Annotated in this window: 15 protein-coding genes; 5 read left to right on the forward strand and 10 right to left on the reverse strand. The window is 72.9% G+C overall.

All coding sequences use genetic code 11. The annotated features are described in order from the left end of the window. Positions 1–61: 61 nt before the first annotated feature. Together F4560_RS46360 and F4560_RS35660 are read right to left on the reverse strand one after the other, a co-directional pair. On the reverse strand, positions 62–1,123 hold the full coding sequence (locus F4560_RS46360; protein WP_184927496.1) for a gamma-glutamylcyclotransferase: 1,062 nt from the start codon (positions 1,121–1,123) through the stop codon (positions 62–64). A gap of 62 nt (positions 1,124–1,185) precedes the next feature. Then, positions 1,186–1,557: a winged helix-turn-helix transcriptional regulator gene (locus tag F4560_RS35660; protein WP_184927497.1), complete on the reverse strand. Its 372-nt coding sequence runs from the start codon at positions 1,555–1,557 to the stop codon at positions 1,186–1,188. A 94-nt stretch (positions 1,558–1,651) separates the two neighbouring features. Here F4560_RS35660 and F4560_RS35665 point away from each other — a divergent pair, with 94 nt between their 5' ends. Next, the gene (locus F4560_RS35665; RefSeq protein WP_184927498.1) at positions 1,652–2,455 is read left to right on the forward strand and encodes an SDR family oxidoreductase; all 804 of its coding nucleotides are present in this window, start codon (positions 1,652–1,654) and stop codon (positions 2,453–2,455) included. Between the two features lie 46 nt (positions 2,456–2,501). Then, complete coding sequence (locus F4560_RS35670) at positions 2,502–2,933, forward strand: nitroreductase family deazaflavin-dependent oxidoreductase (RefSeq protein WP_184927499.1); 432 nt, start codon at positions 2,502–2,504, stop codon at positions 2,931–2,933. Between the two features lie 70 nt (positions 2,934–3,003). Here F4560_RS35670 and F4560_RS35675 read toward each other — a convergent pair whose 3' ends face one another. Continuing rightward, a complete protein-coding gene (locus tag F4560_RS35675) occupies positions 3,004–3,840 on the reverse strand; it encodes a PhzF family protein (protein WP_184927500.1) in 837 nt (278 codons plus the stop codon). 76 nt (positions 3,841–3,916) lie between these two features. Here F4560_RS35675 and F4560_RS35680 point away from each other — a divergent pair, with 76 nt between their 5' ends. After that, the gene (locus F4560_RS35680) at positions 3,917–4,732 is read left to right on the forward strand and encodes a LysR family transcriptional regulator (RefSeq protein WP_184927501.1); all 816 of its coding nucleotides are present in this window, start codon (positions 3,917–3,919) and stop codon (positions 4,730–4,732) included. A gap of 36 nt (positions 4,733–4,768) precedes the next feature. Here the strand turns inward: F4560_RS35680 and F4560_RS35685 are convergent, their stop codons facing one another. The 3 genes from F4560_RS35685 to F4560_RS35695 all read right to left on the reverse strand — a co-directional run bounded on the left by F4560_RS35685 (position 4,769) and on the right by F4560_RS35695 (position 9,042). Further along, complete coding sequence (locus F4560_RS35685) at positions 4,769–6,151, reverse strand: GTPase domain-containing protein (protein ID WP_184927502.1); 1,383 nt, start codon at positions 6,149–6,151, stop codon at positions 4,769–4,771. After that, positions 6,151–7,962 carry a dynamin family protein gene (locus F4560_RS35690; RefSeq protein ID WP_184927503.1) on the reverse strand — a complete coding sequence of 604 codons (1,812 nt, stop codon included), beginning with the start codon at positions 7,960–7,962 and terminating at the stop codon, positions 6,151–6,153. Before F4560_RS35690 ends, F4560_RS35685 begins: the two co-directional genes overlap by 1 nt. Positions 7,963–8,070: 108 nt before the next feature. Beyond that, the gene (locus F4560_RS35695) at positions 8,071–9,042 is read right to left on the reverse strand and encodes an IniB N-terminal domain-containing protein (RefSeq protein WP_184927504.1); all 972 of its coding nucleotides are present in this window, start codon (positions 9,040–9,042) and stop codon (positions 8,071–8,073) included. Positions 9,043–9,305: 263 nt separating this feature from the next. Between F4560_RS35695 and F4560_RS35700 the strand changes: the two genes are divergently transcribed. Continuing rightward, complete coding sequence (locus F4560_RS35700) at positions 9,306–10,577, forward strand: Hsp70 family protein (protein ID WP_184927505.1); 1,272 nt, start codon at positions 9,306–9,308, stop codon at positions 10,575–10,577. A gap of 8 nt (positions 10,578–10,585) precedes the next feature. Continuing rightward, a complete protein-coding gene (locus F4560_RS35705) occupies positions 10,586–12,994 on the forward strand; it encodes a helix-turn-helix transcriptional regulator (RefSeq protein ID WP_184927506.1) in 2,409 nt (802 codons plus the stop codon). Positions 12,995–13,018: 24 nt separating this feature from the next. Here F4560_RS35705 and F4560_RS35710 read toward each other — a convergent pair whose 3' ends face one another. From F4560_RS35710 to F4560_RS35725, 4 genes are all read right to left on the reverse strand, one after another. Beyond that, positions 13,019–13,921: a VOC family protein gene (locus F4560_RS35710; protein WP_184927507.1), complete on the reverse strand. Its 903-nt coding sequence runs from the start codon at positions 13,919–13,921 to the stop codon at positions 13,019–13,021. Continuing rightward, on the reverse strand, positions 13,914–14,429 hold the full coding sequence (locus F4560_RS35715; RefSeq protein ID WP_184927508.1) for an RNA polymerase sigma factor: 516 nt from the start codon (positions 14,427–14,429) through the stop codon (positions 13,914–13,916). Before F4560_RS35715 ends, F4560_RS35710 begins: the two co-directional genes overlap by 8 nt. 7 nt (positions 14,430–14,436) lie before the next feature. Next, a complete protein-coding gene (locus tag F4560_RS35720; RefSeq protein ID WP_312869673.1) occupies positions 14,437–14,946 on the reverse strand; it encodes a DUF2165 domain-containing protein in 510 nt (169 codons plus the stop codon). Between the two features lie 71 nt (positions 14,947–15,017). Then, positions 15,018–19,076: a WD40 repeat domain-containing protein gene (locus F4560_RS35725; protein ID WP_184927510.1), complete on the reverse strand. Its 4,059-nt coding sequence runs from the start codon at positions 19,074–19,076 to the stop codon at positions 15,018–15,020. Positions 19,077–19,363: the final 287 nt, after the last annotated feature.

A 19,363-nucleotide genomic window follows, 5' to 3' on the forward strand; every position in this document is an offset into this window, starting at 1 on the left:
GGACGTACCCAACCCGGGATCGGTTGGGTGGGTCGGCGAAGAATTCACCGGATCGGGCGCATCATGGGCGGTTCTCGACCCAACCGTCCGGGAGCACCGGCATCCGGCCCACCTCGGCCGTCCACACGTAGGTCCAGCAGACCTGCCCGTCGGGCAGCGTGACGCGCACCCGGCGGTACTCGTCGCCCTCGTACTCGTCCAGCACGGGCAGGGCGTCCTCGGGGTTCTCCAGCCGCAGCACGTGCCCCGGCACGCCCGGTCCGTCGCCGGGGCGCAGCGCCGGGTAGCCGCGGCCGGTGTCGTGCACCGTGCCGGGCAGCGCGGCGGGCTCCGGGTCGCCGGTCACGAACGGCGCCACCAGGTGCCACGCGCCCATCCCCGGCTGGAGGGTGCCGTAGGTGAAGAGGCGGTCCGGCCAGTCGTCGGGCGTCGGCTCGCCGTGCACCGGGGTCACGTCAAGGCCGTCGTTGGCGGCGGGCCGTCCGCCCAGCCGTCGCGCGCCGCGCTGGTCCACGTCGGCGCAGCGCACGGGCTTGTCGTTGATCAGGAGCGGCATCCGCCTGGTGCCCGCTCCGGTGTACGCGAGCACGGAGTCGACCACGCCGCCGTCGAACAACGTCACCCGGCCGGTGTGCACCCGGACGAGCCGGTACCGCAGGCCGCGGCCCTCGCAGCGGTCGAGCACCCGCAGCTGTTCGGCGGTGGCGAACCACACCGCGTGCTCTTCTTCGACGCCGGGCGCCGCCGCGAGGGTGGCCGGCCGCTGGCCGTCGGTCTTGCGCAGTCCCGCGGCCCAGACGGCGGCGAGGCCGGTGCACCGGGCCCTCAGCACGACCGCCGGGCCGGTCAGTCCGAGTTCGTCCCGCAGCCACGTGACCTTGGCCGGGTTGGCGTTGGAGCCGTAGGCCAGCACCGGCATCCGGCCCGTGAGGGGCGGTTCGCCGTGCGCCGCGAGCCAGTCGTCCAGGTCCTGCCCGTCCGGGGCGACGCGCCACCCGGAATCGGCGCCGGGGTCGGGCGTGACCGGCCAGCCTTCGCCGTTGAGGTGCACGAAGCAGTGTCCCGGCCGAGCTCCCGGATAGGGCTCGGCCGGGTGACTATCGTCCGTGAAGGGCTGAGTCATGAATCCCATCCTGGCAAACCACACCTCGAATTCACCCGGTGTTGGGTTCGGGAGGTGACGTGTCACACGTTCTGGCGCCGCGCGTCGTAGTCGTCCTGCGCGGCGCGGAAGTTCGGCACGTTCTCCTCGATCCACCCGAACAGGTCGCTGATCCGCTTCGCCGCCTGGGTGCCCAGCGGGGTGAGGGAGTAGTCCACCCGCGGCGGGATCACCGGGTGCACCTCGCGGTGCACCAGCCCGTCCCGCTCCAGCGCCTGCAACGTCTGGGCCAGCATCTTCTCGCTCACCCCGGCGACTTCCCGGCGCAGCTCGCCGAACCTCAGCGTGCCGCCCAGGAGCTTGGCGAGCACCAGGCTGCCCCACTGCCCGGTCGCGTGGTTGGCGATCACCCGGGACGGGCAGTTGTGGTCGTACACGTCACCTCGGTTCTCCATGGCACCGACTCTACCTGGATGCTTTCCGAGCAGTTAGTACCTGACATTCAGGTAGGTACTGTCGAATAGTTAGCGAGAGATCTAGCTTGGCCCCATGAAGACCTTGATCACCGGTGCTACCGGCCAGCTCGGCTCCCTGATCCTCAAGCACGCCCTCACCCGCATCCCGGCCGACCGGCTCGCGGTGTCCGTCCGCGAACCGGAGAAGGCGGAAGGCCTCGGCGTCGAGGTCCGGCACGGCGACTTCGCCGGCCCGCTCACCGACACGTTCGCCGGGGTGGACACGCTGCTGCTGGTGTCCGTCGACGGGCCGGACGAAGTCCGCATCGGACTGCACCGGAACGCCGTGCGCGCGGCGGCGGAGGCGGGCGTGCGGCACATCGTCTACACGTCGGTGACCGACGCGGACACCTCGCCGCTCAGCCTGGCCGGGGTGCACAAGGCGACCGAAGAGGAGATCCGGGCCACCGGCATCCCGTTCACGTTCCTGCGCAACGGCATGTACCACGAGAACTACCTCCCGCAGGCCCCCGGCCCGATCGTCAGGGCCGCCGGCGACGGGCGGGTCGCGAGCGCGGCCCGCGACGACTACGCGGTGGCCGCGGCCGTCGTGCTGAGCACCCCCGGCCACGAGAACGCGGTCTACGAGCTGACCGGCTCGCGGGCGTGGAGCTTCGACGAGCTGGCCGGACTCGCGGGCACCACGCACGTGAAGGTGAGCCAGGAGGAGCGCGTCGCCGGTCTGAAGGGCTTCGGCCTGCCCGACTTCGTCGCCGAGCTGCTCGCCGACATCGAGGTCAACATCGGCCGCGGCGTGCTCGCGGACGTGCGGCCCGACCTGGAGAAGCTGATCGGCCGCGCGCCCACCACGATCGAGGACGCCGTCGGGAACAGGTGACCTCGCGCGGCGTGCCGGGTGCGCGTGGTGTGGGTAGCGTCGGGGTATGGCAGTAGTGGACAGCCCCGTCGGCTGGGTGAAGAAGCACATCCAGAAGTACGTCGAGTCGGGCGGCGCGGAAGGCCACGAGTGGCGGCCGGGCGTCTTCACGCTCCTGCTGACCACGACCGGCCGGAAGTCCGGTGAACCACGCCGCACCGCGTTGATCTACCAGCCCTACGGTGACGCGTACGTGGTCGTGGCGTCGCACGGCGGCGCTCCGGAACACCCCTCCTGGTACCGGAACCTGCTCGCGGAGAACCGGGCCGAGGTGCAGGTCGGCCCGGACGTCTTCCCCACCACGGCGCGCACCGCCACCGGTGAGGAGCGGGCGAAGCTGTGGAAGCTGATGACCGAGGTGTGGCCGGACTACGACGGCTACGTGAAGAAGACCGACCGCGAGATCCCAGTGGTGGTGCTGGAGCGCGCCCAGTCCTGACCGGGCTCAGTCCTGACCGGGTTCAGCTCTGACCGGGTTCGGTGCCGACCGGGTTCAGCTCTGATCGGGTTCAGTCGGGGATGGGCACGGCCGCGCCCGTCACCGTGACCCGCGGGTCGTCCGGTGACACCCCGATCGTCAGCACGCTGGGTCGGCCCATGTCGTCGCCCTGGTGGATGGTGATCGTCCTCGGCCCGGTGACCTCGCCGATCGTCCGCAGGTAGCCGCCGAACGCCGCCGCGGCGGCCCCGGTCGCCGGGTCCTCCACGACCCCGCCGACCGGGAACGGGTCGCGCGCGTCGAAGACGTCGTCGGAGCGCTGGTGCACCAGTTGCGCGGTCAGCGCGTCGTTGGCCCGCAGCAGGTCGCCCAGCGCGTCGAACTCGTAGTCCAGCGAGGCCAACCGCTCCCGCGTCCGCACCGCCAGCACCAGGTGCCGCGCGCCGCCGGACGCCCAGTGCACGGGGTAGCGCGGGTCGAGGTCGTCGGCGGACCACCGCAGTGCCCGCAACGCCTCGGCGACGTCCGACTCCGGCGCGGGCGTGGAGGACGTCGGCACGCTGGTCAGGGTCGCCGTGCCCGGCGTCGCGGCGATCTCCACCAGCCCGGCCTTGGTGTGGAACCGCAGAGTGCCGGGCCGTTCCAGGGCGACGGCGGTGGCCACGGTGGCGTGACCGCAGAACGGGACCTCCGCCAACGGGCTGAAGTACCGCAGGTCGAAGTCGTGCCCGCCGGTCCGGGGGAACGCGAAGGCGGTCTCCGAGTAGCCGAGGTCGGCGGCGATCTCCAGCATCCGGGCGTCGTCGAGCCCGGTAGCGTCCAGCACGACACCGGCCGGGTTGCCGCCCGCCGGGTCGGTGGTGAAGGCGCTGTAGCGCAGTACTGCCGGGTGAAGTGCGTCGTTCATGGGCACAGCGTCCGCCACCACCCGGCATCGAGTCCAACGATTCCCTGTGATGCGTTCGATCGGTATTGTCGATCCAGTGGACACCCGCCTCCTGCGCACACTCCTGGTGCTCGCGCGCACGGGCAGCTTCACCGCCACCGCGGCGGAGCTGCACCTCGTGCAATCCACGGTGACGAGCCAGGTCAAAGCCCTGGAACGGCACCTCGGCGCACGCCTGTTCGACCGGCTGCCCAGCGGCGCCCGGCTGACCGAGGCCGGCCGGCAGGCCGTCGAGCACGCCAGGGAGGTGCTGTCGGCCGAACAACGCCTGCGCGACGCGGTGCGCGGCAGCACCGCCGTGGAGGGCGACGTGCGGATAGCCGCACCCGAGTCGGTCTGCGCCTACCGGCTGCCGCAGCGGATCGCGGACGTCGCCCTGCGCTGGCCGGGCATCTCCGTGCACCTCTCGCCGTCGGGCACCCGGCAGGCGATCACCGGTGTCCGCAACGGCACGCTGGACCTGGCGCTGGTGCTGGAGGACGCGGTGGTCGCGCCGGGTCTGAAGGTGACCGCGATCGGGGCCGAGCCGATCGAGCTGGTGTCCGCGCCGGGCGTGCTGCTGGACGAGCGGTACTTCCTGCTGGAGGAGGGCTGCTCGTACAGCGACCGGTTCGTGCGGGAGCTGTCCGCGACGCCGAGCATCACCCGGTTCGGCAGCATCGAGGCCGTCCGGTCGTGCGTGGTGGCGGGGCTGGGCTGGACCGTGCTGCCGCGCGTGGCGGTCGCCGAGCAGTTGGACGCCGGCACGCTCCAGCGCGTGCGCGAACTGCCCGACAGCACGCTGTTCCTGGTCACGGACCCGCGTCGGACGCCGTCGGCGGCGGTCCAAGCGGTGGCCGCCGCCCTGAACTGACAGCCCTCAACCGACAGCCCAGAACCCGACAGCCGCTCAACCGAGCTGGGCGAGCATGCCCTCGCAGCTGCGCACGACCACGGACGCGGCCCGCCGTTGCCCGTGGTCCAGCGCCGGGTCAACGGAGTGGTCGCGCCACCGGCCCAGCGTGTCCAGCACGGCGTGCCGCAGCTCGCTCCCGGTCGGCTCGTAGTCCATGCCCAGCCGCACCACCGGGTTCGTGCCCAGGCCGCCGACCAGCCGGGACGCCTCGGCGTCCAGCTCGCCCGGCAGCCGGATCCGCCCGCCCTGCAACGACGCCAGCAGCCGCAGCTCCCGGAAGTCGTGGGTGGTGGCCAGAATCCGCTCGACCGCGGTGGCCAGGCCGATCGAACCGGGCCGCGGCTCGGCGCGCAGCACCACGTCCAGGCCCAGCAACGCGGACCGCGCCTTCAGCACCTCGCGGCGTTCGGTGAAGTAGATGCCGACCGAGTCGCGCAGCTCGCCCAGACCGCTGCGCTGCACCAGCTGCCCGGTCAGCTTCACCTGCGTGTCGAAGCCCTGCCGGATCAGCGTGGTCGTCAGCCGCACGCCGAAGAGGCCGAACCGGTCCACCAGGCCGTGCCGCGCCGCCGGGTCCAGCCGGACCGGGAAGTCCTCGGCCACGAACCGGTCCGCGGACAGCAGGTGGTCCTCCAACTCGGTGCGCGCCAACGAAGCCAGCGACGCGAGCGCGGTGAACTCGTCCGGCCGCACCGTTCGCGCGGCCACCGCGAGCAGCCCCGCCACCGCGACCACGTTCTGGCACAACGGGGTCACGGTCGCCTCGCGCCGGTAGCGGCGGGCGATCTGCTTGGCCGACGACAGCGCGTCGATCCGGCCGCCGCCGATCTCGTCCGCCCGCGCCAGCACCAGCACGGTGTTCACCGGCGCGGCCCGTGCCACCGGGTGGTCGTGCGCGGTCTGGAGGTACCGCACGTCCGTGCTGTGCATGTGCCTGGTCAGGTAGAGCACCGCGTCGGCCTCGCCGTAGACCTGCTCGACCGGCGCCTCCGCCGGCGTGTCGATCAGGATCAGGTCGCGCAGCGAGCGGGACGGCCACTCGACCAGCACGCGTTCGGCGTCCGGCGCGTCCACGAACGCCTTGCCGTCACGGCGGGTCACCGGCACCTCGTACGGGCCGACGTGTGCCTTCGCCCGCGGTCCGTCCTGGTACCAGGTGGTCGCGCCGGTCGGCACGAACTCCTCGCCGATCAACGCGCTGACCACCGTCGACTTGCCCGACCGCGGCGCGCCCGCGACGGCGACGCGCACCGGTTCGGTGAACCGGGCCTGGTGCCCGCGCAGCCACGCGACCGCCCGCGGGCTGTCCCGGTAGATCGCCAGGGCGTCTTCGAGCAGCGCCCAGACCTCGTCCTCCAGCGTGGTGCCGTCGAGCATCAGGCGCTGATCCCCAGTGGCGGCGCCTGACCTCCCGCGAGTGCCTGGACCCGCTGGTAGAGCGCGACGAGGTGGTCGAGTTCGCGCTTGGCCTCCAGGCTGCGGCGCTCGCGTTCGGAGTTGTCGTCCTGGACGGCGCGGCGCGCGCTGCGGGCCGATTCCAGCAGGGTCTCCTGCAACTCCTCGGCCAGCGTGGAGAAGTGGTTGCGCAGGCTGCGCTGGATGTGCCGGCCCGCGTCACGGCAGTCCTTGCTGAACTTGATGAAGAAGTCGTCCACGTGCCGGGCGGCGGCGGCCTTCGCGGCGGCCTGCCTGCGGCGCAACCGCTGGTCGCTCTCGTCGATGATCGACTTGCCGCCGAAGAGCGCGCCCGCGCCGAGCGAGATGGCGTTGATCAGCGGCATGCCGGCGAGGCTGGTGGCGAGGCCGAACATCAGCACGCCGCCGTAGGAGCCCTTCAGGCCCGTGAACGCCTTCTGCATCACGTTGAACTTCTCGATCACCGGCTTCTCCATCGGCGACACGCGGTCCAGCACGTCGTCCGGGAAGATCGACTCGGGCAGCAGGTCGTCCCGGACCACCGGGAAGCTCTTCGCGACCTTCTCCGCCACCCACCCCGACCGGTCCAGCAGCCAGGCGAAGTTCGTCGTGGCGGCCTCCGTGAGGTTGTCCTCCAGCCAGGACTCGAACTGCTCCCAGCCCAGCGCCGGATCGGCCGTCTCGAACGTCTTGTCCACCTCGCGCATGATCTTGCGGGTCCGGTCGCGCAGGTCGTACTCGATGTCGGACACGAGGTCGGCCATCTCGTCGGCCAGCACCGTCTGCCAGCGCGCGGACCGGCGGCGCAGCTCGTCGATGCGGCGCTGGGCCTCGTTGAGCGCGGCGATGGTGTTCTCCGGCCCCTTCTTCGAGCCGCGGGCGGTCAGCTCCTCGCGCACCGGCGCCACCAGCTGCTTGATCGCCGACGCGGCGGTGACGGCGACCGTGCGGCGGGCCAGCAGGTCGGCGGCGGCCACGATGTCCTGCCGCACGCACGCCAGCAGCTCGGGGAACCCGGACTCGGCGTTGAGCGCCTTGTCGCCGGTCTTGGCCGCGCGCAGCCGCAGCGCGGCGGACACCGGGATCAGCTTCGCGGCCACGCCCGCGCGGGCCAGGTGCGCCCGGTTGCGCTCGACCACGCGCCGCCACTGCGCCGCGATGTCGATCTTCGTCAGCACCACGATCACGTTGGGGCAGGACGTCATGACCTGCTTCAGCAGCTCCAGCTCGGAGCCGGTCAGCTCGGCCGTCGCGTCGGACACCATCAGCACCGCGTCGGCCTGGAGGAGCGCGGCGAACGTGCTCGCGGTGTGCGCGGGCCGCAGGTCGCCGACGCCCGGCGTGTCGATCAGCACCAGGCCGGAGTCGAGCAGGGCCCGCGGGATGCCGATCTCGGCGCGCACCAGGTCACCGCCGCCGTGGTCCTCGCTCACCCGGCTGGCCAGCTGGTCGATCGGCACGGGGATGCGTTCGGTGGGGGTGTTCGCGATGGACGCGCCGCGCACGAGGGCGGCGGACGGCGTCTCCGCGTGCTGCACGAACGTGGGAACGGTGGTGGTGGCGTCGTCGCCGACCGGGCACACCGGCGCGTTCACCATCGCGTTCACGAGCTGGCTCTTGCCCTGTCCCGGCTCGCCGATCACGAGCACGCGGAGCTTGGGGTCCAGCTGCCGGGCGCGCTTCTCGCGCAACCGTTCGGCCAGGTCGGGCCGGTTGTGCGCAGCGCAAGCCCGGATCGTGTCGTCTAGCACGTCGAGCCAGGGCGCGGACATCACTCGGCAGAGTGTGCCGGTAAAACCCGTTCGGGTGAAAGCCCCGGGCACCGGCGAGGGCCGGCGCCGTCCAGTGGACAGCACCGGCCCTCCGGTGGTGGATCAGTCTCAGAAGAGCAGGTCGTCCACGCCGAGGCCGTCCACGACCGGCAGGTCGAGACCGTCCACGGTGCCGGTGACGTTGCTCACCACGCCGCCGACACCAGCGGTGTCCGCGACGCCCGCGACGGTGTCCGTGACACCGGACAGCGGCGCGGCGCCGTGGGTCTCGAACTGCGCCGAACCCTGCGCGGAGCCGGAGACGCCCAGGGAGTCGCTGACGTCGCCGACGACCGGCAGGTTGCCGAGGTCGCCCACACCGCCGAGGTCGCCGACGCCGGGCAGGTCCCCGACGACGGGCAGGTCACCGGTGAGGCCACCGGTCACGTTGCCGACCACGCCGGTCAGCGTGTCGACGGTGCCGAACGCGGTGCTGGTCAGGCCATCCGCGTCCGGCAGCGAGCCGGCGACCCCACCGGCCGTGGCGAGGGCACCGTCCAGCGTGCCGGTCGCCGTGCCGGCCAGGCCGTCCACCGGGCCGGAAACGGTGGACAACGTGCCGTCCAGGGTGTCGGTCACGTCACCCACCGCGGAGAAGTCGCCCTCGATCGAGAGCTTCGAGTGGGCCGCGAAGTCGAGCAGACCCCCGTGGCTCGACACGCCGCTGAACACGGCCAGGTTGTCGGCGTCCGCGGTCAGTCGGCCCGCTACGGCGGCCTTCACGTCGCCCGCGCTGACCGCACCCGACGTCGCGAGCTGGTCGGCCACGGTCCTGAGCTGGAAGATCGCACTGGCCGGGCCGGCGTCGAGCACGTCGATCGGCAGGTCTTCGAGGACCGAGCCGTCGAGAGCGGGCAGGCTCCCGGTCGGCACGTAGTCGAGGACCAGCGGGATGACTTCCTGCACGTCCAGAGCGCTGATGTCGCTCAGGCCCGCCTTCGCCAGGGTGCCCGCCGCGTCGGACCGGAAGTCGGCCAGGGCGGTCGGGTCGCTGAGCAGGTCGAGGACGAAGTCGTGCAGCGTGGTGGGGCTGGAGCCCATGATGGAGTTCTCCTGGTCGAATCGGACGCGGGGAGCGGGACCGGCAGGGGTGGGTCCGGCCCTGGTGATCAAGGTATGGGCGGGGGGATCACCCGCCATCGGGGATTACTCCCAGTAGATGCCGCAACCCCAATGGGGTGGTTCTCGTTCACTCCCTAGGGGGTTAGGGGATGGCCTTGTGACCTTTCCGTAACCCGTGTAGGTACTGCCCGTACTTCGGATCAAGCGCGTACTTCGATCAGGCGAATGAGGAGGCGTACGAGTTGCCGTATGTCCTCGGGGTCGACGTCGGCACCACGCGCACCGCGGCGGCGGTGTGCAGGCTGGGCGGCGCCGGACGGGCCGAACCCGAGCCGGTCGGCCTCGGCGGTCCCGGCGGCGGCGTGGCGTCGGCGCTGCACCTGACCTCGGACGGCGTGTTCGCGGTCGGCGAGCCGGGCGACCCCCGGTGGACCGCCACCGGCTTCAGCCGCCGCGTCGGCGACACCGTCCCGATCGTGCTCGGCCCGGAGACCGCGGGCGCGCAGCGGTGCGCGGCCGAAGAGCTGACCGCGCTCATGGTCATGTGGGTGGCCGACCAGGTGGCCGCCCGTGAAGGCGAACGGCCCGCGCACATCGTGCTGGCGCATTCCCCCGGTTGGGGGTCGCACGCCAAGGGGCTCATGCACCGGGCGCTGCGGTCGGTCGGGGTGGAGGCGTCGTTGGTGCCGGAGCCGGTCGCGGCGGCCGAGAACCACGCGTTCAGCCGGTCGTTCGCCGGGTCGCTCGGCGTGTTCAGCCTGGGCAGCCACGCGTTCAGCGCGTCCGTCGTCGGGCGGGGGTTCGAGCTGGTCAACTCCGTCGAAGGGGTCGACCAGGCGGCCGGCGTCGATTTCGACGACGCCGTGTTCTCCCACGTCCGGGCGTCACTCGGGCGGGCGCTGGCCGAGTTGGACGCCGACGACCCGCGCACCCGCGGCCTGTTCGGGCGGCTGCGGCGGGACTGCGAGGCGGCCAAGCGGGCGCTGTCCGGCACGGTGGAGACGTCGATCTCCGTGCACCTGCCGTCCGGGCCGGTGGACGTGCCGATCACCAGGGCGAAGTTCGAGGAGCTGATCCGGCCGTCGGTGGACCAGGCCGTGGCCGCGTTCGCCCGGGTCGCCACGGGCGTGGAGATGACTGTGCTGGTCGGCGGCAGCGCCCGGATCCCGCTGATCGCGGCGTCGGCGCCGGGCCGGGTGGTGCTGGAGGCCGCGCCGGAGACGTCGGTGGTGAGGGGCGCGGCGCTCGCGGCCCGCCGGCTGGTGCTGGGGCCGGACCGGGAACCCGAGCCCATCGAGACTTCGATCATGCTGCGGGACGACGACCCGTCGCTGAGGTTCCCCGTGGGCGGCCTGGACGCGGCGGACGCGGAGTTCACCGCCCCGCCGCCCCGGCCGCCCGTCGACATCACACCGCTGGACCTGCCGGAACGACGCTCGGTGAAGCGCGTCGTGCGCGGCCTCGCGTTGACCGGTGGGCAGCGTCGTGCCCGTGACTCAGAGGATGGCCGTTGAGCCCGAGCATGACCGCGCGCCCCGTGTTGTCCCGGCACGTCTCGCAGGTCCTGGAGGTCGTCACGGCGGCAGCCACCGGCTCCGGGGCCGTCGTGCGACTCGGGATCGTCGCGCCGGGCGGCTACGGCAAGACCACCGTGCTGCGGGAGGTCGAGCGGGCGTTCGAGGACGCCGGCACGTCCGCCGCCGTCGTGGACGACGCGCACCTGCTGCCGGACGCCGACCTGCTGGCCCTCCGCGCCCGGGTCGAACGCGGTGACGAGAGCGTCGTGGTCGCCTACCGGCCCTGGCCTCGGTCGCGGGCGCTGGCGGCGTTGGCCGAGTCGCTCGGGCGGGCGCGCCCGTCGTTGATGCTGGAGCCGTTCACCCGCGAGCAGGTGCGGGCGGTGCTGCCCGCGTCCGCGCGGGGGCTCGTGGACTTCGTGCACCAGCAGACCGGCGGCGTGCCGCGGTTCGTGCGGCGGCTGGCCGGGCTGACCGCGGCCGAGGTGCCGCCGGACGTGGTGGCGTCGTTCCGGGCCGACCTGGACTGGCTGGACCCCGACGTGCAGAAGTACCTGCTGGCGGCCGAGGCCGGCGCGGCGCTGCGGCTGGATCTGCTCGGCGGGCTGCTCGGCGGTGACGCGGACGCGGTCGGCGACGTGATCGAGGCGGGCCGGGCCACCGGGCTGGTCGCGGCCGACGGGACGTTGCCGCCGATCGCGCGGACGGCGGTGGCCGCGTTGAGCCGGACGGACCGGCGGATCGCGGTGCGGCAGCGGCTGGCCGAACTGCAACTGCGGTCCGGCGGTCCGGTGCTGGAGCTGGTCCGGCCGTTGATCGACCTCGGCGAGACCGGCGTCGGCACGGGCGGTCAGGCGGGCGTCGCCGGGCCGGAACTGGCGGCGGCGTTCCGGGCGGCGGCCGACGAGGCCCTGGCCACCGACCCGGCGTTGGCCGAACGGCTGTTGGCGGCCATCGGCACGCCGAGCGCCGAGGTGGCCGTGCGGCGGGCGACCGCGGCGGCGATGGCGGGGGACCTCGACGCGGCGATGCGGCTGGCGGACCACGTGATCTCCAGTGGCGACACGGAACACCGGGGCACGGCGGCGGAGGTCGCGGCGATCGCGTTGGCGCACCGGGGGCAGTTGGCGCGCAGCACCGAGTTGCACCGCTGGTCGCCGAGTTCCACCTCGGCGGCGTTCGCGGTGATCGGTCAGGTCGGGACCGGGCGGCTGCCCGCGGAGGCGTTGCCCGTCGCGCCGCCGACCATGCTCGAAGGCGGCGCTTCCCTTATGGCACAAGGGGTTGTCGAGTCGGTCACGTCGTCCGCGACCACCTCACTGTCCACTTTGGTCCGTGCGGCGGGGTTGCTGGAGCCGGCCGGGAAGGCCGTGCTGCTGCCGGACACGCCCGCCGCGTTGGCCGCGCTGGTGGCGTTGCACAGCGGTGAGCCGGGGGTCGCCGAATCCGTGCTGGACCGGGCGGCGGCGACGTCGTCGGGCGGCGCGCTGATGGCCGTGCGGCACCGGCTGCTGCGGGGCTGGATCGCGATGCAGCGCGGCAACCTCGCGCAGGCGCGGGAGACGTTGGTGGCGCTGCGGAAGGTCGGGCGGCCGTTGGAGCCGCGCGACTGGCTGTTCGCGGTGGCGCTGGAGATCGGCATCGCCCGGCGCAACAGCGACCTGGCCACGTTGAAGCGCACGTGGGAGCAGGCGTGCGAGGCGGTGCTGCGGCATCCCGTCGACCTGTTCACGTTCCTGCCGCTGGGCGAGTTCGCCACCGCCGCCGCCCGGCTGCGCGACCAGCACCGGCTGGCGCCGCACCTGCTCGCGGCGCGGAACCTGTTGCGGGACTTGGGTGATCCGAGCCTGTGGGCCGTGCCGCTGCACTGGAGCGCGCTGCACGCGGCGATCATCGCCGAGGAGACGTCGGTCGCCGAGGAGCACGCGGCCTCGCTGGCGGCGTGCCGGGACCGGAGCAGGTACGCCGGTATCGTGTCGGTCGCGGCGGAGAGCTGGCTGGACGTGCTGGCGGGCAAGGTGGACGCCGACCAGGTGGAGGAGTCCGCGCGCGGGCTGCACGCCGTCGGCCAGTGGTGGGACGCCTCCCGCCTGGCCGGTCAGGCCGCGATAAGGACGTCGGATCGCCAGGCGATGGTGCGGCTGCTCGACTGCGCGCGGCTGCTCCAGGGCCGGCCGACGGGCGCGGCGCGCAAGCAGCCCGAGCCGGTGGTGGAGGCGGACGCCGGGAAGCTCAGCGACCGCGAGCGCGAGGTGGCCGAACTGGTCGTCGGCGGCCTGACGTACAAGCAGGTCGGCGACCGGCTGTTCATCTCGGCGAAGACGGTCGAGCACCACATGGCCCGGATCCGGCAGCGGCTGGGCTGCGGCAGCCGGGCGGAGCTGCTGGACCAGCTCCGCCAGATCGTCGGCTAGCGCCTACTGCCTAGTGCCGGCCCCTCATTGCTGCCACAGCCAGAACTCGACGCCCTGGTTGTCCACGCATTCGCTGGAGAGCCCGTACGGCTGCCGTTCGGGCTCCTTGGCCGTGCCGCCCTGCTCACGCACCCTGGCCATGGCGGACGCCAGGTCGTCGACCGAGTACATCAGCTTCCAGCCGGCCCACCGCTGCCCGCCCCACAGCCCGGACATGGGCAGCCCTGCGCCCTCGACGCCCCAGCCGCGCTCGGCGTTCCCGGGCGGGAACCGCCAGCCCAGCACGGCGCCGTAGAACCGCTTCGCGGCCTCGTCGTCCGGCACGGTGAGCGTGTAGTAGCCGACTTCGCCGTGCTTCGGCTGCGCTTCCCCGCCAGTTGTCCCGCCCGCAGGAGCCCCGGACTGAGCAGCCCCGGTCTGGGCGGCCACCATCCACCGGTACCCGAACGGGTCCAGCACGGTCCCGCTGTACCCGTGCCCGGTGTCCGCGGCGGGCCGCAGAAGGGAGCCGCCCTCCTCCACCGCCTTCCGCACCGCCCCGTCCACGTCCGGCACCTCGATCCGGTGCATGGGCTGGACGCCGTTCCGGCCCGGCGCGATGTGCCCGTACTCGGGCGACTCGTCCGCCAGCATCAGCACCGAGTCCCCGATGGCGATCTCCGCGTGGCCGACCGACCCGTCGGGCATCACCACCTCCTCGCCACGCCGGACGGCCCCGAAGACCTCCACGTAGTACTCGACGGCGGCCCTGGTGTCCCGGACGGCCAGATAGGGGACCACGGTCCCGTACGTCTCCATGACAGCTCGCACGTCTCCTCCTCCGATCAGCACTTCCCGCTCCAACCGCTCGCGCAACCGGGCGGCGAAACCGGGATCCGGATCGACGGCCCGGTCGGGCAGCCGAAGCCCTTCGAACGGGTCAGTCATCGCAACCCCCGGTCCACGCGCGGCGGAACGCGACCCTGGCCCGGACCAGCAGGGCCTCGGTCGCGTGCACGGTGCGGCCCATCACCCCGGCCACCTCGGGCACCGGCAGGCCGTCCAGGTAGCGCAGCGTCAGCGCGCACCGGTGGTGGGCGCCCAGCGACTCCAGCACCTGCCGGGCCTGGATGGCGTCGAGCTCGACGTCCCACGGGTCCTCCACCCCGGGCTCGTCGCGGACCAGCCGGAAGCCGCGTTCCTCCCGCTCCCGCCGCCGCCAGTGGTCGACCAGCTTGTGCCGCGCGATCCCGATCAACCAGCCGACGCCGATCGGACCCGTCCCGGGCTTGCGCGCCGACTGCACGGCCGCCAGGAACGTCTCCGACGTCAGCTCCTCCGCCTGCGTCCGGTCGCCGCACCTGGCCAGCAGGTACCCGTACACCTGCGGTAGCGCGGTGTCGTAGAGGTCCAGCAGCGCGAACGCCGGATCCGGACGAGCCTGCGGTGAGCTCACACCCCCATCATCGCTCGGGCGCGGCACTCTCCGACGGGTGAACGGCGCGCGATTTCGTGCCGTGCAGCAGGACGAGGCACAGAGCGGCGATCACGAAGTTCTGGAACGCGGCCGACAGCCCGTTCCAGTCCTTCGACTGCCACATGACGAACCACTCGCCGCCGATCGCGATGAACCCGCCCCCGAACAGCAGCACCTGCATCACCCAGCCGGTGGACGACAGCCGCCGCGCGGTCTCCTCCCGGCCGCGCAGCCAGGCGCCCAGCCCGGCCAGCAGGACCAGCGCCGTGACCGTCTCCCACGCGATGATCATCAAGTACGCGATGGTCACGAGCGTCGGGTTGGTGATCGCGCGCCACGCCGTGTTGGGCGAGCCGAACGTGGTGTCCATCGCGAACACGTGTTGGACGAACGCGTGGTTGGTGTCGTAGTCGGTGATGTTCCCGAACGCCACGAAACTCATGTACAGCGCGGTGATGCCGGTCAGCGCCGTGATCGCCGCCTGCGGGCTCCCCACCCTGGCAAGTAAACGCATGATCTGTAGAACCTAGTCACGATCGGGTGGTTGTCCATCGATTCAGGGGCGATTCAGGGGCACGGGGGTTCGTAGTCGAGCTGGGGCAGGTGCTCGCTCCACCGCTCCTCCGGCAGCACGCCCTTCGTCTTGGCGCAGATTCGCCCGATCGAGTGTTCGAGGTCGAGGTCCCACACCCGCACCGTGCTGTCGGAGCTGGTGGACGCCAGGGTCCGGCCGTCCGGGCCGAACGCGAGGTCGCGCAGCCCGCCGTCGTGCCCGGTCAGCACCTGCCCGAGCGGCGCGGCGCGGCGCAGGTCGTGCACGTCCCACAGCCGGATCGAGCGGTCCTCGCCGCCGCTGGCCAGGGTCTGCCCGTCCGGGCTGAAGGCCACCGCCACCGCGCCCTCGACGTGGCCGGAGAGCGGCGCGCCGATCGGCTTCACCCGGCTCGGCGCGGTCAGGTCCCACAGCCGGATCGTCCGGTCGTCGCCCGCGGTGGCCAGGGTGCGGCCGTCGGGGCTGATGTCGCCCGCCCGGACGGCCGCGGTGTGCCCGGTCAGCGGTTGCCCGAGCGGCTGCGCGGTGGCCGGGTCGTCGACGTCCCACAGCCGCACGGTCTGGTCCGCGCCCGCCGTGACCAGCGTGTTGCCGTCCGGTGTGAACCCGGCGTAGTGCACGTACTCGCCGTGGCCGACGAGCGGTCGCCCGAGCGGCTTCGGGCGCTCCCGGTCCTCGATGTCCCACAGCTGCACGGACTCGTCGTCGTGCCCGGTGACCAGCACCTTGCCGTCCGGCCGGAACGCCACCGGCGAGCTGTACCGGGTGCCCACGGCGATCGGCTCGCCCAGCGGCCGTGGGCGGTCCGGGTCGGCGAAGTCCCACAGCCGCACCGTCTTGTCGCTCACCGTGGCCAGCGTCCGCCCGTCGTCGCTCAACGCGAGCGACCACACGCCCGCGCCGTGCGTGAACACGGCGGACGACTCGGGGGTGCGCGGGTCGGTCGTGTCCCACGTCCGGATCGAGTGGTCCTCGCTCGCCGACACCAGCCGGTGGCCGTCGGGCGTGAAGCGGGGGCCGACCGTGCGACCCGAGTGGCCGACGAGCACCCCGCGCGGCAACGACCACAGCCGGACGACGGCGTCGTGGCTGCCGGTGGCCAGGGAGGCGCCGTCCGGGCTGAACGACACCGCGTACGCGATGCCGTTGCGCCCGGCCAGGGGCTCGCCGAGCGGCACGGCGCGCGCCGGGTCGGTGATGTTCCACATCCGGGTGGTGCCGTCCGCGCCGGCTGCCGCGAGGACCCGGCCGCCAGGGCTGAACGCCACCGACCACACCCCCTCGGTGTGGTCGGTCAGCGGCCGGCCGAGCGGCTTGGGCAGCGCCGGGTCCGCCATGTCGAACAGCCGGACGTGGTGGTCCTCGCTGCCGCTCGCCAGCACTCGGCCGTCCGGGCTGAACGCCAGCGAGCGGACCGTGTTGTCGAACCCGGTGACCGGCTCGCCCAACGGCCTGGGGTTGTACCGGTCCCGCATGTCGAACACCACCACGGTCCGGTCGTCGCCGCCGGTCGCGAGCAGCGTGCCGTCGTGGTTGAACGCCACCGACCGGACCTGCCCGGTGTGCCGGCCGAGCGGTTCGCCCAGCCGCTTCGGCGCGGCCGGGTCGGACACGTCCCACAGGCGGGCCGTGTTGTCGCCGTTGGCGGTGACCAGCGTCCGCGAGTCCGGGGTGAACGCGAGCAGGTAGATGGTGCCGTTGTCGCCGTTCAAGGGCTCACCGAGCGAACGCGGGCGTTCCGGGTCGCCGACGTCCCACAGCCGGACCGTCTTGTCGTCGCCCGCGGTGGCCAGCGTGCGGCCGTCCGGGCTGAACACCGCCGACGTCACCCAGCTGGTGTGGCCGGCGAGCGGCGAGCCGAACGCCTTCGGGTCGTCCGGGTCGCGCAGGTCCCACAGCCGGACGGTCTGGTCGAAGCTGGCGGTGGCGAGGGTTTTGCCGTCGGGCGAGAACGACGTCAGGTACACCGGCCCGGTGTGCCCGGTCAGCGGCATCGCCAGCGGCGAGGTCTGGGTGGACAGCAGCCGGGTGCGCACGTCGCGGTCGTCGGGCCGCATCCGGTGCGCCACCAGGGCGAGCTGCGCGGACAGCGACGGGTCGGTCTCCTTCAGTCGGTCCGCCTCGGCCACCACCTGCCGGAACACCGCGTCATCGCGCTGCCGGACCGCCAGCACCGCGGCGGTGGCGGCGATCAGCGCGAGCACGACCACGCACGCCACCGCCGCGCGTCTGCCCCACGCGGCACGCCGGCGGGACTGCATCGACACGGCCAGGAAGTCCTGGGCGGTGCCGGTCAGGCCCTGGGGACCGGCCGCGTCCGCCCAGTGCCGCGCCGTCTCCAGCCGGGCGCCCCGGTAGAGCAGCGACGAGTCGCGGTCCTGGCCCGACCACGTCGCCGCGTCCTCCTCCAGCCGTTGCCGCAGCAGCTGCCCCTCCCGGTCCTGGTCGATCCAGCTGCGCAGCCGCGGCCACGCCTGGAGCAGCGCCTCGTGGGTGATCTCCACCGAACCGGCGTCGAGCGTGACCAGCCGGGCGCGGGCCAGCACCTCCAGCGCCTCCTCGCCCGCGGCCCGGTTCGCGGCCTGCTCGACCAGCTCGTGCCGGGTCGACCGGCGGCGGGTGTCCTGGGTGTCCTCGCCGACGCGCACCAGGCGCAGCAGCAACGGCCGCGCGGCCTGCTGGGCGTCCGGCGCGAGCTCCGCCCACGCCCGTTCGGCGGTCGCCGCGACCGCGCCCTGGATGCCGCCCGCCGAGCGGTAGCCCGCGATGGTCAGCTTGCCCGCCTGCCGGCGCTGCCACGTGGCCAGCAGGGCGTGCGACAGCAGCGGCAACGCGCCCGCGTCGTACGCGCCCTGCCCGGCCCTGGCCTGCGCCCGGCCGCTGCGCACGCCGAGGTCGCGCAGCATCAGCTCGATCAGGCCCGGCTCCAGTTGCAGGCCGGCAGCCTTCGCCGGCCGCGACACCGCCTCGCGCAACTCGGCCGACGTCATCGGCCCGAGCACCATCTGCCGGTCCTGCAACGCGTCCGCGAGCTCCGGGAACGCCAGGCAGCGGCCGTAGAAGTCGGCACGCACGCCCACCAGCACCACCGCGGGCGGCATGCCGCCGGGGACGGCCGGCGTGCAGGCCACGTGCAGCGCCTGCACGAACACCTGCACCCGGTTCTCGTCCGAGGAGAGCGTGAACGCCTCCTCGAACTGGTCGATCACGATCACCACCCGGTCGCCGCCGTGCCGCTCGGCGTAAGCCGCGAACGCCGCCCGGATCTGCGCGGCGAACCGCAGCACGCCCATCAGCGTCTGCCCGAGGAACGTGTCGGGACCGTGCCCGGACGCCACCAGGTCCTGGTCCATCCCGTCCAGGGTGAGTGCCATGTCCAGGATGTCGGCCAATTCCGGCACTTCCCGGACCAATTCGCGCACCGGGTCCGCGCCCGGCGTGATGACGACCGAAGGCCATTTCGTGGAACCGTGAATCGCCAAGGCGCCGTCCTGAATGGACGGGATCACGCCCGCGCGCACCAATGACGATTTGCCGGCGCCCGAAGCCCCTACCAGCATCACGATTCCGCCGGTTTCCGCGGCACTGCCCAACCGGGACACCAACGCGGCGGTGCTGCGTTCCCGGCCGAAGAACCAGCTGGAATCCTCCGGCTGGAACGCGGCCAATCCCCGGTACGGGCACACGCCGATGCCGTCGGAACTCGGCGGGTCCTCGTCCTCGCCCGCCGACGCCGGGCTGGCCAGCGCCTCCTCCCACAGCGCGCGCCACGCGTCCAGGTCGTACAGACCGGCCGCGGGCGGCTGCGGACGGGTCTTGCGGGCCTCGCCGATCAAGACTTCGAGCACTACGGAGAGTGCCGAGAACCGGGCCGGCACGTTCCGCCCGCGGCGCCAGTCGCTGACCCGCTGGGCGGTCGCCCGGACGGGCCGACCCCGCTCGTCCGTGCGCCGGGCACGGCCGACCGACTCGGTCACCTTCTTCAGCGGTGGGTCGCCCGCTTCCGCGTAGAGCAGCGCGAACCGCTCCGCGAACACGACGCGGGGACCCGACCCCTGACCGGAACCAGCCATCCGCGGCGTGCCTCCTCAGGTCCGGTGTTCCGGACCGGAAAACCGGATGTGAGCGCGTGAACAGGTCGTTTGCCGACCGGTGGTGCTCTGGGCAGTCCACCCTAACGACTTGCGCTGCCAAGCTGACCAGGACGTTCCGGTGACGTCGTCAAGTTGTGCGAAGGGACCGGTCAAAGTGGTTTCGCAGGCAACTACCGCGAGTGGCAGCGCGTTCTCCGCTGAGGAGTCCTGGGGGTCTTCTCAGCAGTGTTCGCCGAACCGGCCCGGTCGGTGGAACGGTGCGGCGA

Source organism: Saccharothrix ecbatanensis, from assembly GCF_014205015.1.
Taxonomy (GTDB): Bacteria; Actinomycetota; Actinomycetes; order Mycobacteriales; family Pseudonocardiaceae; genus Actinosynnema; species Actinosynnema ecbatanense.